This window comes from Pelatocladus sp. (assembly GCF_059505505.1).
In genome coordinates this window covers 26,198-41,516 of the sequence record NZ_JCACKS010000227.1, presented here as the reverse complement: position 1 = coordinate 41,516, position 15,319 = coordinate 26,198, and the positions used below count along the sequence as shown (strand labels likewise).

Sequence of the window (15,319 nt, the reverse complement as noted above, 5' to 3'; positions counted from 1 at the left end):
TAATCCTTACGTTACCAGATTTTTGCTCTTCTCTAGCAAGTTTTACCGCTCTAGGAAAAAAAAGGCCGTCCTTGGTGGCAAAAAATCCCACTCACATTACAAATTATTATTGCCTTAATATTGGCGATCGCAGTCGGATTTTTACTAGGTGCAGGCAACCCCAGCCCAGCAAATGAAGCCCTAATCAAGAACCTGGCTATTCCCGCCGAGTTAATACTTAAGGCTCTGCGCGCCCTAGCTCCGCCGTTGATTTTGGTAGCAGTGCTGCATACTTTCATGACGGCAAATATTCCTGGTACTGCTGGACGACGTTTGGCGGTGCTACTGCTCACCAATACTACAGTAGCAATATTTATCGGACTTTTGGTAGCAAATCTCCTGCGCCCTGGTACATGGGGACGTTTGTCGGCTCCAGGTGGTACAGGTACAGGTTTGCCACAGGAAAAATTCGATCCCTGGGGGCTGATTCAAGATGCAATCCCAAAAGCAATTCTTGAGCCTTTAGTCAATAACAATGTCATCCAGTTAATTGTAATTGCTCTGTCTTTTGGTATTGTTCTACGTGCCATTAAATCAGAGATGGTGACACAAGGTAAGAATGAATACAAGCCCATTGAAAATGTAATTTCAATTTTGTTTGAGGCTGTGATCCGTATCCTAAACTGGGTGATAAGTTTAGTACCCTTGGCTGTTTTTGGTATTGTCGCCTCTACAGTTGCCAAAGAAGGTTTCGAGCCGTTTATATCTTTGGGAGCCTTTATTTTGGCGGTGTTAGTAGCACTGGTGCTACAAGCTTGCTACTACCTGAGTAGAGTTAAATTTGGTTCTTGGGTAAAACCAGTTAATTTCTTGCGTGGTGGTTCCGACGCCTTTGTGATGGCTTTTTCCACATCTTCTTCCGGGGCAACAATGCCCGTCACCTTTGAAGTTTTGCAAACAAAAATCGGCTTACGGGAATCTTCCGCAGCTTTGGGAGCATTAGTCGGAGCGAATTTCAATAATGATGGTACGGCTCTTTACGAGGCAATGTCTGCTTTATTTATTTCTCAAGTATTGGGACAACATTTAAATATTGGGCAACAACTTCTTGTCGTTCTCACTTCGATTTTTGCTTCAGTCGGTGCGGCTAACATTCCTAATGCTGGACTAGTGACTATGACTCTCGTCTTTACTTCCGTAGGTTTGCCTACACAATATATTGCCGTACTTGTAACCGTAGACTGGTTTTTGGATCGCTGTCGTACTGCTATTAATGTGATGGGAGATATGACTGTCAGTGCTTTACTCGATGGTAAGAAGGATAGGGGATAGGGGATAGGGGATGAATCAGTTAACAGTTAACAGTTAACAGTGATCACTGATTAGTTGTCCTCCTTGTCCCCGAACGCGAGTACATCTCCTCTGGAGAATCCTCGATCCCCGATCACTATTCCCTAACTAAAAAAAGGCCCCTTAGCGTCACATTCCCTCCTCCAGCATTTTTTGAGAAGTTCTATTCTGTAGAGATGAGCGAAGCGTCGAGGATTCAATACCAATTTGGTATTAGAACTAAACAAAGGCTGATTCAGATATTGCAACAGAGGGAATTTGAGCTTGGTGTGTTTTGGAGTCATAGGAGCAAGACAATATATAAGATAAAACTTCGTCGCGGTAGAGAGCATCCATTTTGAAAGATGCCAATTACTTATTGCCTAGTTAAACCGTACACAATGTATATTCAGTTGTCTTTGGGGCAATTGCGGAAAAAAAGGGAAGCTAATTGCTCAATTTTGTATGTTATTTTTTTATAGGTATCTTAAGTAACCATTTAAAATTATGAATTAACATAAATATATAAGAATAAGTGGTTAACTGACTGTCTATTCTAGCTTTCATAGAATCTATCCGGAATTCTTCCGATCCTCCTGACAGTGACTAGTTTGTAAACCTATCTCTACAATCCTATATACCTATTCTTTTCCTACGGTAATTTGGAGCTTGCGTCAATAGAGATTTCGTAAAGGCGATCGCTTATTAAAGTGATTTCCCAAGTGCTATTAGTTATATTTTTTACAATTAGAGATAGATATTTGGTGTTATCCTTACAAACAAACTCAAGGAATAGCCTGGTAAGGTGAATCTGGCTGTTGACATTCTCAGCCAATATCACAGCCAGGAAGGTCCTCAAAACTGGGAGCATCCCAATTTTTTCAAAATACCATAAAGCAAAGGGTTTAAACCCTTTGCTAATAGCGCAAGTCGTCTTCAGACGACTTCATAAAATCAAACAGTCTGCTTCAGCAGAGTTTCACTATGAGACTGCGATTTCAATCGCAGGCGTTTTTTGAACATTTGGGATGCTCCCTCAAAACTTGGCTTTGGTGTTCAGAATTGCCACCAAGCGTGTTGGGAAATGGGGAAAAATCGCTCTTCCCAATGCCCAATTTAAGGTAGTGTTTTCAATGTGATAGTAAATTTTTTCTATTCAAGCGAATATATTAGTATAAATTTAATACCATTTCCATATGAAGATGCATAGAAAGAACCCCACCGCCTTGGCACCTCCCCTTACCAAGGGGAGGTTGGGAGGGGTTAAAATAATGTGCAGCTTCATATTTAATTGGTATAAGCAATATTTTTATTTTTAAACATATGAGTTTTAGCGTCTGGATTAATAGATTGCTACTAATTTCTTTGATGCTTATATCTTTAACTGTTGTTCTTGTTGTAGGGAAAGCAAATTTACAGTCAAATAGCAGCAACCCATCAAGTACAGATTTAGATCTTGCTGCTTGGAGTCCAGCCAAAGTACAGCTACAAGCAGCGAACGAGCAGGAAGAGGAATTTCAAGACTCTTCCAAATCATTAACAAAAACTGATTCAACTCCCAAGCTTGAATCAAAGAATAAACAAGCAGACAAACTGCAAAAGTCTCCGACGCCATCTTCCACTAATAAGCCTGTATCAACAAATAAGCAAGCAGAACAATTACAAAATATTCCTCAATATTCGTTTAAAACGACTAAAGCTTTTAAACAATATACACCCAGTTATGAAATTGCTTTAGCCAACCCAAGTAATTATGGAGAACGTTTTACTACAGATATAAATGGTGTACCACTTAACAATCAAGCCATTATAGTACTTCACGAAACCAGCGATTCTGCATCTAGTGCGATTAATACCTTTCAAGCGCCTCATACTGATGAAAACAAGCAAGTAAGCTACCATAGCTTAATTACCCTAAATGGGACAATTATCTATATAGTCCCACCGGACAAACGTGCTTTTGGTGCTGGTAACTCAGTTTTTGATGGATCAAATGGATCAGAAACTGTACAAACTAATCCTGGTTTAGAACCATCGGTGAATAATTTTGCTTATCACGTCTCTCTAGAAACACCACTAGAAGGTCGTAACAATGAACCATATCATATCGGTTACACCGATGCACAATATTATTCTCTAGCTTGGTTAATCGCTCAGAGTAGCGTTCCAGATGAGCGCATTACTACCCATCGAGATGTAGATCGTTCAGGTACAAGAATCGATCCCCGCAGTTTTGATTTTGATAAGTTTTTTAATTTACTTCATTCTTTTCGTCAGTCGATTTCTTGAACAGGAATCGGGGATTGGGGATTGGGGATTGGTGTTTATTCCTCCCTTATCTCCCTTCCCAATTTTGACTTTTGACTTTTGATTTGTTTTGTCCGCGATTCCCGATTCCCGATTCCTTTAAAGATGAAAACTATATATTTTCTGTGTTTCCAACTGTTCACAACAAATTGATGAAGGTAAAGTATCTGCTGAGAAAGTCTGGCGATCTAGTTGCACTTGCAAATTACTCAGGGGATCGACACCAGGAGAAATCAAAAACTCTAGCTTTTGTATATAAGGTAGACTGACAACATAATCAAGAATTTGCCCGATCGCCTGCACATAAGGATGATTTTTTTGTTTGTACCAGTCATGAGTTGCTAGTTGTGATTGATCAAAACCCAGATGTACTGTTAAAGATGGTTTGTCAAACAAGGCGATCGCTAAGGGACGTGCTTCTTCTTGTAACAATAAATCATGACTTTTGGCTAAATGACGCAGTTTCTCCAAGCGTTCGTAGCGTTCTGTCACTGCTTGTGGATCATCTTCCCAGTGGATCGCCATTGTCAGCAAATATGTTTGCAGCAGCATGTGACCCAATTTTTTCGCTTTTGTACTCAGGTAATAGGAGTTGTAGTCATTAGCTTCTATTAATAATGGCACGCGATCAACTACTTCCAAGCTATAACCTTTTAATCCCGCAATTTTACGAGGATTGTTGGTAATCAAACGTATTTTATGTACACCTAAATCCATGAGCATTTGCGCTCCCATGCCGTAGTTACGCAAATCCGCCGGAAATCCCAAGCGCTCATTAGCCTCAACTGTATCCAGCCCCATGTCTTGTAATGAGTAGGCTTTTAATTTATTAATCAGTCCAATTCCTCGTCCTTCTTGGCGTAGGTATACTACAACACCTTGTCCTGCATTTTCAATCATTTTCAAGGCTGCTTGTAGTTGCATCCGACAATCACAACGCAGAGAACCCAAAGCATCACCTGTTAAGCATTCTGAGTGCATTCGCACCATAACTGGCTCATCTTTAAACGTCGCTGGATCACCTTTAACAATTGCTACATGCTCAGTATTATCCAATGTATGGCGATATGCATAAATATTAAATTGTCCAAACTGACTAGGCAATTTGGTGACAGTTTCGCGAATAATCAAGCGATCGTGCTGAAGACGGTAGCTGATTAAGTCCGCAATACTGATAATCTTTAAGTTATGAAGTTGAGCATACTTAATTAATTGTGGTAATCGCGCCATCGAGCCATCAGGATTTTGAATCTCACAAATGACTCCTGCTGGGTATAGCCCTGCTAATCGAGCTAAATCAACACCTGCTTCTGTATGTCCGGCTCTTTTTAATACACCTCCCTGCTTGGCACGTATGGGGAAGATGTGACCAGGGCGGCGTAAATCGCTGGGTTTTGTGGTAGGGTTGATAGCTACTTGGATCGTTTTGGCACGATCTTCCGCAGAAATACCTGTAGTTACACCTAGATGAAAGCCAGCATCTATGCTTATAGTAAAGGCTGTTTGATTGTCGTATGTAGTATTATGACTTTCGGTAACAACATTACTCACCATCAAAGGCAAGTCTAGTTCATCAAGGCGATCGCCCGTCATCGCAAGACAAATCAACCCCCGCGCTTCTACCGCCATGAAATTGATTGTGTCTGGAGTCGCAAATTGAGCAGCACAAATCAAATCGCCTTCATTTTCTCGGTTTTCGTCATCTACTACCACAATGACACGGCCAGCTTTCAAATCTGCCAAAGCGGCGTCAATTGAATCAAATTCAAAGGCTTGGGTTGAAGTTGTCTTGATCTGAGACACAGATTTTAGCTACCAAAGGTAAATTTTTTTTACAAATCCTATTTTTCAGATTGTACCCTAGTCATTAGTCATTGGTCATTGGTTTTCATGCAAACGAGCAGAGCTATGTTTTCATGCGCCGTGGGATGAGTTATTTTTTCATATAACATAGCGAAAAAGTCTACGGCTAAAATTAGGTTTTAGTACTTAAATTCAGCAACAGTTCAAAATCATCAGGGGTTAGCATTCAATTTTGCGCCGTCATATGCTAAGAGCTAATAGCTTTGAGCTAAAGCGTCAATTGTTGATAGCTGACAACAGGTTAACCAAAAGCGGATAAGGATCTTATTATCATGGGCAATTTTAGACGCGTAACCGTTGGAATTGTAGGCGCGTCAGGCTATGGTGGTGTTCAGTTGGTGCGTCTACTGATTGATCATCCAGAAGTAGAACTTGTTTACTTAGGTGGTGATAGCACTGCTGGTAAGCTGTTTGGGGATATATATCCACATTTAGCTCATACAGTCAATCTATCGATAGAAGCAGTAGATCCAGAAATTATTGCTGACCGTTGTGAAGTAGTTTTTCTCTCGGTACCGAATGGTCTGGCTTGCCAACTTGCTCCAAAATTATTAGAAAAAGGATGTCTAGTACTCGATTTGAGTGCTGACTATCGATTTAGCAACTTGGCAACTTACACAGCTTGGTATGGCAAACAACGGCAAGATAATGCTACTGCTGCAACAGCAGTGTATGGACTACCAGAATTGTATCGCGATCGCATTGCCGAAGCCCAATTAGTCGGGTGTCCTGGTTGCTACCCTACCGCTAGTCTGCTTGCAGTATCTCCACTCCTCAAACAAGGGTTAATCATCCCCGAAACAGCCATTATTGATGCTAAATCTGGCACATCGGGCGGTGGGAGGGAAGCTAAAATCAACATGTTATTAGCCGAAGCAGATAATTCCCTCGCAGCTTATAGTGTCGCCCGTCACCGTCATACACCGGAAATTGAGCAGATTTGCAGCGAACTAGCAGGTCATGAACTCACCATACAATTTACTCCGCATCTGATTCCGATGGTACGTGGCATTTTATCCACGGTGTATGCTTCCTTACGCGATCCTGGCTTAGTCAGAGATGACTTAATTACCATTTATAGAGCCTTTTATCGCAACTCTCCTTGGGTAAGAATTTGTGATCCTGGTATTTACCCCCAAACCAAATGGGCTTGTGGTAGTAATCTTTGTTATATCGGTATAGAAGTTGACCCACGCACAGGCAGAGCGATCGTGATGTCAGTGATCGACAATCTCATCAAAGGGCAAGCAGGTCAAGCAATTCAGTGTATGAACATCATGATGGGTTGGGATGAAACCTTGGGATTACCGAAGTTGGGTTTTTATCCGTAATGGGGATCGGGGATTGGGGATTGGGGATTGGGGATTGGGAAGAAACTTGTTAAATAATTCCCCCTTGTCCCCTTGTCCCCTTATCCCCTTGTCCCCGATCCCCGTTCCCTATTTTGGCCCCATACCTACCACACCAGCATATACGGCGCGATCGCCTAATTCATCTTCAATTCGCAGCAAACGGTTGTATTTTGCAACTCGTTCACTGCGACAAAGAGAACCTGTTTTGATTTGGCCAGCACGAGTGGCGACAGCAAGATCAGCGATTGTTGTGTCTTCTGTTTCACCAGAACGATGGCTGATCACTGATCGCAAACCGTTGCGAGTTGCCAAGTCAATGGTTTCCAAAGTTTCGGTTAGTGAACCAATTTGATTAAGTTTAATCAGAATTGCGTTACCAGCTTTGAGATCAATACCCTTTTGTAGACGAGTGGCGTTCGTAACAAACAAATCATCTCCTACCAACTGGACGCGATCGCCTAACTTCTGGGTGAGTAATTGCCAATTTTGCCAGTCTTCCTCGTGCAACCCATCTTCAATTGACACAATCGGATATTGATCAACTAGTTGAGCGAGATAGTCAACAAACTCAGCTGGTGAGTGGGGCTTACCATCATAAACATACTGCCCATCTTTGTAAAACTCACTAGCAGCCACATCCAACGCCAAAGCTACTTGTTCCCCTGGTTTGTAACCAGCTTTTTCAATCGCAGCAACCAGCAATTCTAAAGCCACTTGATTTGACTCTAAATTAGGTGCAAAACCGCCTTCATCTCCCACACCAGTAAGTAAACCCTTCTCATCTAATACCTGGCTAAGGGTAGCGAATACCTCCGCACCCCATCGTAACGCTTCTCGGAAAGACAACGCCCCGATGGGAACGACCATAAATTCTTGAAAATCCACATTATTTGCTGCATGGGCGCCACCATTAATGACATTCATTAATGGCACAGGTAACAAATTCGCTAAAGGCCCACCCAAATAACGATATAAAGGAATATCTAAAGACTCAGCCCCTGCTTTGGCTGCTGCTAAAGAAACTGCCAAAATCGCATTCGCACCCAGATTAGACTTGTTAGGAGAACCATCGAGAGTAATCATCGTGCGGTCAAGGAATTCCTGATTCAGGGCATCCATATGTAATAATTTTGGGACAATTATCTCCTTGAGATTTTGCACTGCTTTGAGTACTCCCTTACCCCCATAACGACTTTTGTCTCCATCGCGTAATTCGTGGGCTTCAAAAGTGCCAGTTGACGCACCACTCGGAACCTGCGCCAGTCCCACAGCACCATTCATTAAATGTACTTCTGCTTCTACTGTTGGTCTACCCCGCGAGTCAAGAATTTCGCGAGCCACAATTGCTTCAATAGCAGTATCAATCATCTATTTCTTTGTCCTTTTTGTGAATTAGTTTTTACCGCTAACACAAACACTCACAGTGGCTAGCCCGACTATCTAGCATAGGCTGTTGAAGGATTATTAAGGCAGAGATTAACGAAGATTTTAGGGGTTAGGATTTGAGACTAAGGATTGGGTATCACATACTCAGGCATAATCTATCTATCGTAGTTCCCAGTTATTCAATTTCTGTGTATCAAACCACAGTTCAATATAGATACACATCGATAAATTAAGAATGATTGATTGTTGATTATTGGCTGGAAATCAATTAATAGTTTGTCCCCCTTGTCCTCCTTGTCCCCTCCCCCACTTCCCCTACGGTGTACACACAAGTTATCGAATTGCTACCAGTTCTCGAATTACCCCTCCCTAACCCTCCCCTTGCAAAGGGAGGGAACACTTTCCCCCCTTTGCAAGCTGCGGTGTACACATAAATCCTCTGATCCCCCTAAATCCCCCTTTTTAAGGGGGACTTTGATTCTAGTTCCCCCTTTTTTAAGGGGGGTTAGGGGGGATCAAAACGCTACTAGGCAACTTTATAAGACTTCTGTGTACACCGTAGCCCTTTGCAAGGGGGGATTAAGCAGGGTGGTTTCATACAAGCAGAGAAAAATTAAAATCTTCTTTTAAAGCCTCTCCCCTTAATAAGGGGAGAGGTTTGGAGAGGGGTAAAAATCTATGCTTCAAAACGAGAAATACACACTTCCATATTTTTCTTTTTTCGTATGAAACCACCCTGCTTTGCAAGGGGGGATTAAGTAATTCGACTTGTGTGTACACCGTAGCCCCCACTTCCCTCACGAGTTTCTCATCTTTTACCTGTAGCCTGCAAATATAACTCTGTCAACCGCAGTTGCATGTTGGAAAAGGCTCGGTGTAGTTGCCTAAATATCAATACTTTACTGATCTATAGGATTCCTATTTGATTTTTGAACAAAACTCAGTACACATCTAGCTTCCTTTTTTTCTTTCTTTCCCTATTGCCTATTGCCTATTGCCTATTGCCTGCCTCCACGAGTAAATTCATTAATCAAATCGGATTGCTATACATACATTAGTTACAGAGAAAAAACTATGACTCAAAATAAAACCGATTCATACATGTCACTAATGCAGATTCCCGCCGGATATCTCAACATTATGGGTTATGTGGATGAATCTGAAGTGAATGGGCCTGGATGTCGTGCTGTGGTTTGGGTACAAGGATGCTTGCGGGAATGTCCCGGTTGCTTTAACACAGAATCTTGGTCATTTGAGATGAATCAACTTGTAACCATAGATCATCTTGCAGAAAAAATTCTCAGTAATCCCCGCAATCAAGGTGTGACTTTTTCTGGTGGTGAACCCTTTTGGCAAGCGGCGGCGTTGGCAAGTGTGGCGCGCAAAGTTAAAGCGGCGGGACTCAATGTGATGTCATTTAGTGGTTTTACTTTAGAGCAATTACAATCTGAATACGCTCCTGCTGGGTCTCAAGAATTACTAGATCAGTTAGATATACTTATTGACGGTCCCTACATTGAATCATTAGCACTAAATTCACCCAATTCTCCTGTTTCATCTAGCAATCAACGGGTTCACGTTTTCAATCCAGCTTTGCAAGATAACATTTCTTGGGCAAGCGATCAAATCGAAATTCATATTTTTAAAGATGGTAGCCGACTTGTAACTGGTTACCGGGGAAAGTTGGAATTGGAAGATTAGGAGATAGGTTTGGCACAGCAACATGTGATCTAACGACAGCATGTTGTGATCTAACGACAGCATGTTGTGATCTAACGACAGCATGTTGTGTCATAACGACAGCATGTTGTGTCATAACGACAACTTGTTGTGTCATAACGACAGCATGTTGTGTCATAACGACAACTTGTTGTGTCATAACGACAGCATGTTGTGATCTAAGGAGGTGATTTAAGAGTGTTGGCAGTTTAGAATATTTAGAGAACAATCACGACCAATCACCACAACCGGAGATAGTTATGCGACTTCTACACACAATGCTGCGTGTTGGCAATTTGGAAGAATCGCTGAAGTTCTATTGTGAAATTTTGGGAATGAAATTGCTGCGGCAAAAAGATTATCCAGGGGGAGAATTTACTCTGGCTTTTATTGGTTATGGTGAAGAAAGCGACCACACAGTTATTGAATTAACTTATAACTGGGGCGTAGATAAGTATGATTTGGGTAATGCCTATGGTCACATTGCCATCGGAGTCGATGATATTTATGGGACGTGTGAAGAAATTAAAAAACGTGGTGGAAAAGTAGTACGAGAACCAGGGCCAATGAAACATGGTTCTACGGTCATTGCTTTTGTAGAAGACCCAGATGGGTATAAAGTAGAACTTATTCAACTGGGTACTCAAGGTTCTACTGCCAAACAGGAAGAACAAAAACTTGTAACTCAGTAATTCTCAAACAGAATTGCAGGAGTATATAATTGAGCGTCAAGCAATGCCGACAATGGAGGATTCATTCGCCAAAAATCTTAGCGGGGGGTTTAGTCGGTTGGGGCTTTTTTACCCACACTTGCTTACCCTCAAGGGCGGATTCTCTGCTAATTCAACAGCCACCAGAAACTCAAAACCCTGACTTAAGTTTACAAGCGGCGATGCCAGAGGTGAATACACCCACAAATAAAAAAGTGGAAGTATTACCTCCAGATATTGATACTAGTGCTTGGCAAACAGAGTTTTCAGCGATCGCAAATTCTGAATTGTCAGTACAAAATGAATCATTTAATAGTCCCGACCTCAATTCTGACTTGCTAACACAGCAAACTTCTGTCTCAGAATTGTCTGATGTCAAGCCTACAGACTGGGCTTATCAAGCATTAGTATCACTCATGGAAAAATATGGTGTCATCTCTGGTTATGCAGATGGCACTTTTGGTGGTAATCGTCCTCTTAGTCGTTATGAGTTTGCTGTCGCTCTGGCGACTACCTTATCTAAGGTTGAAGATATTATTGCTAATAGTATGAGCGATCGCTTTATCCAAGAAGACATGGTTGTCTTACGGCGATTGCAAAAAGAATTTCGTTCGGCTTTGGATGATTTAAACCAACGTGTTGATGGTTTAGAAGCACGCAACAGCGAATTACAAGCACATCAATTTTCTACGACTACGAAATTACATGGTGAAGCTATTATTGCTTTGAGTGATGGTACTGATGCTAACAAAACTGTAATTTCTCGTACGCGCCTAACCCTTTCTACTAGCTTCAATCAACAAGACCTACTGCTAACTCAACTAGAAGCTGGTAACAATGGTGGTGATGCGATTGGTTTGGCACAAAAAGATGATGATAACCTGCTAGGAACTACTGGTTTAATTGCCGATGGTGGTGGACTTGATTATGTAGAAGTAGACTCTGATCTCAAGTTGAGACGCTTACATTATAGTTTTCGTCCTTCCGAAGATGTGGCGGTGACAGTGGGTGCAAAAATGTCACCACGAGATTTTATTGATCACAATAAATATGCTAATAACGAAGCCGTTGATTTTAGTTCTAGCTTCTTTTTAAATAATCCTCTGATTGTCCAAAATCAAATTGATCGCAATGGGGGTGCAGGTGCTGCTGTGCAGTGGAGTCCAGGTGATGGTGAATTTACGCTGCGATCGCTTTACATTGCTGCTGATGCTGACCAAGCAAATTCTACCAGTACAGAAGGGGGCTTATTTGGCGATCGCTATCAAGCCAGTGTAGAAGTCGAATATTCGCCCAGCGACAAACTAGCCTTGAGACTGCAATATACAAACGCTCTGATTAATAATACAGATATTAATGCCTTTGGTGTCAATGCCGAGTATAGCCTCAACCGGAATGCAGGCATTTTTGGACGCTTCGGATTTGGTAACTACAATGGATATAATACCGCTATTGATGAGGATTTAGATTTACATCCGGTGACATGGGCTATAGGTGTGGGTTTCCGCAACCTCTTACTTCCCGGTACTGTTGCGGGTGTGGCGATCGGTCAACCTTTTGTCAGCGAAGATTTAGGAAATGCGACTCAGACAAATTATGAAGCCTTTTACAATCTCCAACTTAGTGACAATCTTAGTATCACCCCAATATTTTCACTAGTAACAAACGCCGATAACGACAGTTCTAACGGTACTATTTGGCAAACCACCCTTAGAAGTGTATTCTCGTTTTGAATTGAGGGATTGGGGATTGGGGATTGGGAATTGGGGATTGGGAAGAGACTTGTTAAATAATTCTCCCTTGTCCTCCAAGTCCCTGATCCCCGATCCCCTACCCCCAGTCCCTAAAATCATACGTATAAAGATGCAGCCTACAGATCCAGATAAATTTACAGATAAAGCTTGGGAAGGGATTGTCAAATCTCAGGATATAGTACGTGCTTATCAACAACAGCAATTAGATGTAGAACATTTAATAATTGCTCTATTACAACAAGAAAATGGGTTAGCAGCAAGAATTCTGAACCGTGCTGGTGTGGATGCTAGCCGTTTGCTACAGCAACTAGAGGATTATATCCGGCGTCAGCCCAAAATTGGCAGAAGTGATCAGCTTTATTTAGGACGTTCTTTAGATAATCTCTTAGATTTAGCCGAAGAAGCAAGAGTACGCATGAAGGATTCTTACATATCTGTAGAACATATCCTGGTGGCTTTTGTAGAAGATGAACGTGTCGGGCGACGGATAGTTAAAAACTTTAATCTAGATACTACTAAGCTCGAAGCTGCTATTAAATTAGTTCGTGGTAGCCAAAAAGTGACAGATCAAAATCCAGAGTCTCGCTATGAAGCTTTGCAAAAATTTGGTAGAGACTTGACAGAACAGGCAAAAGCTGGAAAACTCGACCCGGTAATTGGGCGAGATGACGAAATTCGGCGCTTGATTCAGGTATTGTCCCGACGTAGTAAAAATAACCCTGTTTTGATTGGTGAACCAGGAGTTGGTAAGACTGCGATCGCTGAAGCTTTAGCACAACGCATTATCAATGGTGATGTCCCCGAATCTTTGAAAAATCGCCAACTCATCTCCCTAGACATGGGTAGTTTGATTGCTGGGGCTAAATACAGAGGTGAGTTTGAAGACCGTCTTAAATCAGTTCTCCGGGAAGTTACGGAATCAAACGGTCAAATTGTTTTATTTATTGATGAACTACACACTGTTGTGGGTGCGGGTTCTGGGCAACAAGGTTCAATGGATGCGGGAAATTTACTCAAACCGATGTTGGCACGAGGAGAACTACGGTGTATTGGTGCCAGTACCTTAGATGAATATCGCAAATACATAGAGAAAGACGCAGCCTTAGAACGGCGTTTTCAACAGGTCTTTGTAGATCAGCCCAGCGTGGAAAATACTATTTCTATCTTGCGGGGACTCAAAGAACGTTACGAAGTGCATCACAACGTTAAAATATCAGACTCGGCTTTGGTGGCAGCTGCTATTCTCTCAGCCAGATATATTAATGACCGCTTTTTGCCAGACAAAGCCATTGATTTAGTAGATGAAGCCGCAGCCCAGTTGAAAATGGAGATTACCTCCAAGCCAGCAGAATTGGAAACAATTGATCGTCGTCTAATGCAGCTAGAGATGGAAAAGCTGTCTTTAGCGGGAGAAGAAAAAGCTGTACCCCAAACAAAAGAGCGTTTAGAGCGAATTGAGCTAGAAATCAGCAATTTAACCGCAAAACAACAGGATTTGAACGGACAATGGCAAGGCGAAAAACAATTATTAGAGGCGATTAGCGGCTTAAAGCAAGAAGAAGAAAAGCTGCGGGTACAAATAGAACAAGCAGAACGGGCTTACGATTTAAATAAAGCTGCCCAATTAAAGTATGGCAAATTGGAAGGAGTACAACGCGATCGCGAAACGAAAGAAACTGAACTCCTGAAAATTCAAAGTCAAGGTAAAACTCTGTTACGAGAACAAGTCACCGAAGCCGATATTGCTGAAATCGTCGCCAAATGGACAGGAATTCCCGTCAATAGTTTGTTGGAGTCAGAACGGCAAAAATTACTAAAACTCGAACACCATCTGCACGAAAGAGTCATCGGACAACAGGAAGCTGTCTCAACTGTCGCCGCCGCCATTCGTCGCGCCCGTGCTGGAATGAAAGATCCTGGTCGCCCCATCGGTTCATTTTTATTCATGGGGCCAACAGGAGTTGGTAAAACAGAACTCGCCCGTGCTTTGGCCCAGTTTCTGTTTGATTCCGATGACGCGTTGGTGCGTTTGGATATGTCTGAGTATATGGAGAAACACTCGGTTTCTCGGTTAGTGGGTGCGCCTCCAGGATACGTCGGCTACGAAGAAGGCGGTCAACTGTCGGAAGCGATTCGTCGTCGCCCCTATTCGGTTGTACTGCTGGATGAAGTGGAGAAAGCTCACCCAGATGTATTTAATATTTTGCTACAAGTCCTAGATGACGGTAGAATCACGGATAGTCAGGGGCGAACCGTTGATTTTCGCAACACCGTTATTGTCATGACTAGTAATATTGGTAGCGAACACATCCTGGATGTTTCTAGTGATGACTCTCAGTATGAGAAAATGCGAAACCGGGTAATGGATGGTTTGCGATCGCACTTCCGCCCCGAATTTCTCAACCGCGTTGACGATTTAATTATTTTCCATACCCTCAACCGCAGTGAAATGCGGCAAATCGTCCGTATTCAACTCAAACGAGTAGAAAATCTCTTAAGAGAGCAAAAAATCTCTTTAGAAATATCTCCTGCTGCTTGTGATTACTTGGTTGAAGTTGGATATGACCCAGTTTACGGCGCTCGTCCGATTAAACGAGCAATTCAAAGAGAAGTAGAGAATGCGATCGCAACCAAAATCTTAGAGAATACCTTTATTGGTGGGGACACGATTGTCATTGATAAGGCAGATCACGAGTTAACCTTTAGTAAAAAAAAGGTAATGCAAATACCAGTGCCAGAAAATTCCAACTCCTACATACTGGAGGCATCCCGCGAAGCATAATTAACAGGGATCGGGGATCGGGGACAAGGAAGACAAGGGGGACAAGCATGAATTTTCTCTCTTATCTCTCAATACGGTTCGGTTAAGAATTTTTCGTCATAATTTTGGACATGTAGAGACGTTGCACTGCAACGTCTC

At 42.2% G+C, this 15,319-nt stretch carries 9 protein-coding genes; 7 read left to right on the top strand and 2 right to left on the bottom strand.

Features of this window, described 5'->3' with window-relative positions:
• The first annotated feature begins 84 nt into the window (after positions 1-84).
• Complete coding sequence (locus tag AC5JMK_RS21605; RefSeq protein WP_495910997.1) at positions 85-1,311, top strand: dicarboxylate/amino acid:cation symporter; 1,227 nt, start codon at positions 85-87, stop codon at positions 1,309-1,311.
• 1,320 nt (positions 1,312-2,631) lie between these two features.
• Positions 2,632-3,597 carry an N-acetylmuramoyl-L-alanine amidase gene (locus AC5JMK_RS21600; RefSeq protein WP_495910996.1) on the top strand — a complete coding sequence of 322 codons (966 nt, stop codon included), beginning with the start codon at positions 2,632-2,634 and terminating at the stop codon, positions 3,595-3,597.
• Positions 3,598-3,714: 117 nt separating this feature from the next.
• Here the strand turns inward: AC5JMK_RS21600 and ribBA are convergent, their stop codons facing one another.
• Positions 3,715-5,418 carry a bifunctional 3,4-dihydroxy-2-butanone-4-phosphate synthase/GTP cyclohydrolase II gene (ribBA, locus tag AC5JMK_RS21595; RefSeq protein WP_096676772.1) on the bottom strand — a complete coding sequence of 568 codons (1,704 nt, stop codon included), beginning with the start codon at positions 5,416-5,418 and terminating at the stop codon, positions 3,715-3,717.
• Between the two features lie 332 nt (positions 5,419-5,750).
• Between ribBA and argC the strand changes: the two genes are divergently transcribed.
• Entirely contained in the window at positions 5,751-6,809 is a 1,059-nt protein-coding gene (gene argC, locus AC5JMK_RS21590) for an N-acetyl-gamma-glutamyl-phosphate reductase (RefSeq protein WP_096676770.1), read from the top strand.
• 108 nt (positions 6,810-6,917) lie between these two features.
• Here argC and eno read toward each other — a convergent pair whose 3' ends face one another.
• A complete protein-coding gene (gene eno / locus AC5JMK_RS21585) occupies positions 6,918-8,198 on the bottom strand; it encodes a phosphopyruvate hydratase (protein ID WP_096676768.1) in 1,281 nt (426 codons plus the stop codon).
• Between the two features lie 1,092 nt (positions 8,199-9,290).
• Here eno and AC5JMK_RS21580 point away from each other — a divergent pair.
• From AC5JMK_RS21580 to clpB, 4 genes are all read left to right on the top strand, one after another.
• A complete protein-coding gene (locus AC5JMK_RS21580; protein ID WP_096676766.1) occupies positions 9,291-9,917 on the top strand; it encodes a 4Fe-4S single cluster domain-containing protein in 627 nt (208 codons plus the stop codon).
• Positions 9,918-10,195: 278 nt separating this feature from the next.
• Positions 10,196-10,627 (top strand): lactoylglutathione lyase, encoded by a 432-nt coding sequence (gene gloA / locus AC5JMK_RS21575; RefSeq protein WP_096676763.1) that lies wholly within the window; start codon positions 10,196-10,198, stop codon positions 10,625-10,627.
• 29 nt (positions 10,628-10,656) lie between these two features.
• Positions 10,657-12,378 (top strand): iron uptake porin, encoded by a 1,722-nt coding sequence (locus AC5JMK_RS21570; RefSeq protein ID WP_096676761.1) that lies wholly within the window; start codon positions 10,657-10,659, stop codon positions 12,376-12,378.
• A gap of 130 nt (positions 12,379-12,508) precedes the next feature.
• Positions 12,509-15,181, top strand: a complete 2,673-nt coding sequence (clpB, locus tag AC5JMK_RS21565; protein ID WP_096679075.1) for an ATP-dependent chaperone ClpB — start codon at positions 12,509-12,511, stop codon at positions 15,179-15,181.
• The last annotated feature ends 138 nt before the right edge of the window (positions 15,182-15,319 follow it).

Excerpts from the sequence above, each read along its gene's own strand:
- AC5JMK_RS21600 (WP_495910996.1), top strand. The coding sequence starts at position 2,632 with ATGAGTTTTAGCGTCTGGATTAATAGATTGCTACTAATTTCTTTGATG.
- argC (WP_096676770.1), top strand. The coding sequence starts at position 5,751 with ATGGGCAATTTTAGACGCGTAACCGTTGGAATTGTAGGCGCGTCAGGC.
- eno (WP_096676768.1), bottom strand. The coding sequence starts at position 8,198 with ATGATTGATACTGCTATTGAAGCAATTGTGGCTCGCGAAATTCTTGAC.
- AC5JMK_RS21580 (WP_096676766.1), top strand. The coding sequence starts at position 9,291 with ATGACTCAAAATAAAACCGATTCATACATGTCACTAATGCAGATTCCC.
- gloA (WP_096676763.1), top strand. The coding sequence starts at position 10,196 with ATGCGACTTCTACACACAATGCTGCGTGTTGGCAATTTGGAAGAATCG.
- clpB (WP_096679075.1), top strand. The coding sequence starts at position 12,509 with ATGCAGCCTACAGATCCAGATAAATTTACAGATAAAGCTTGGGAAGGG.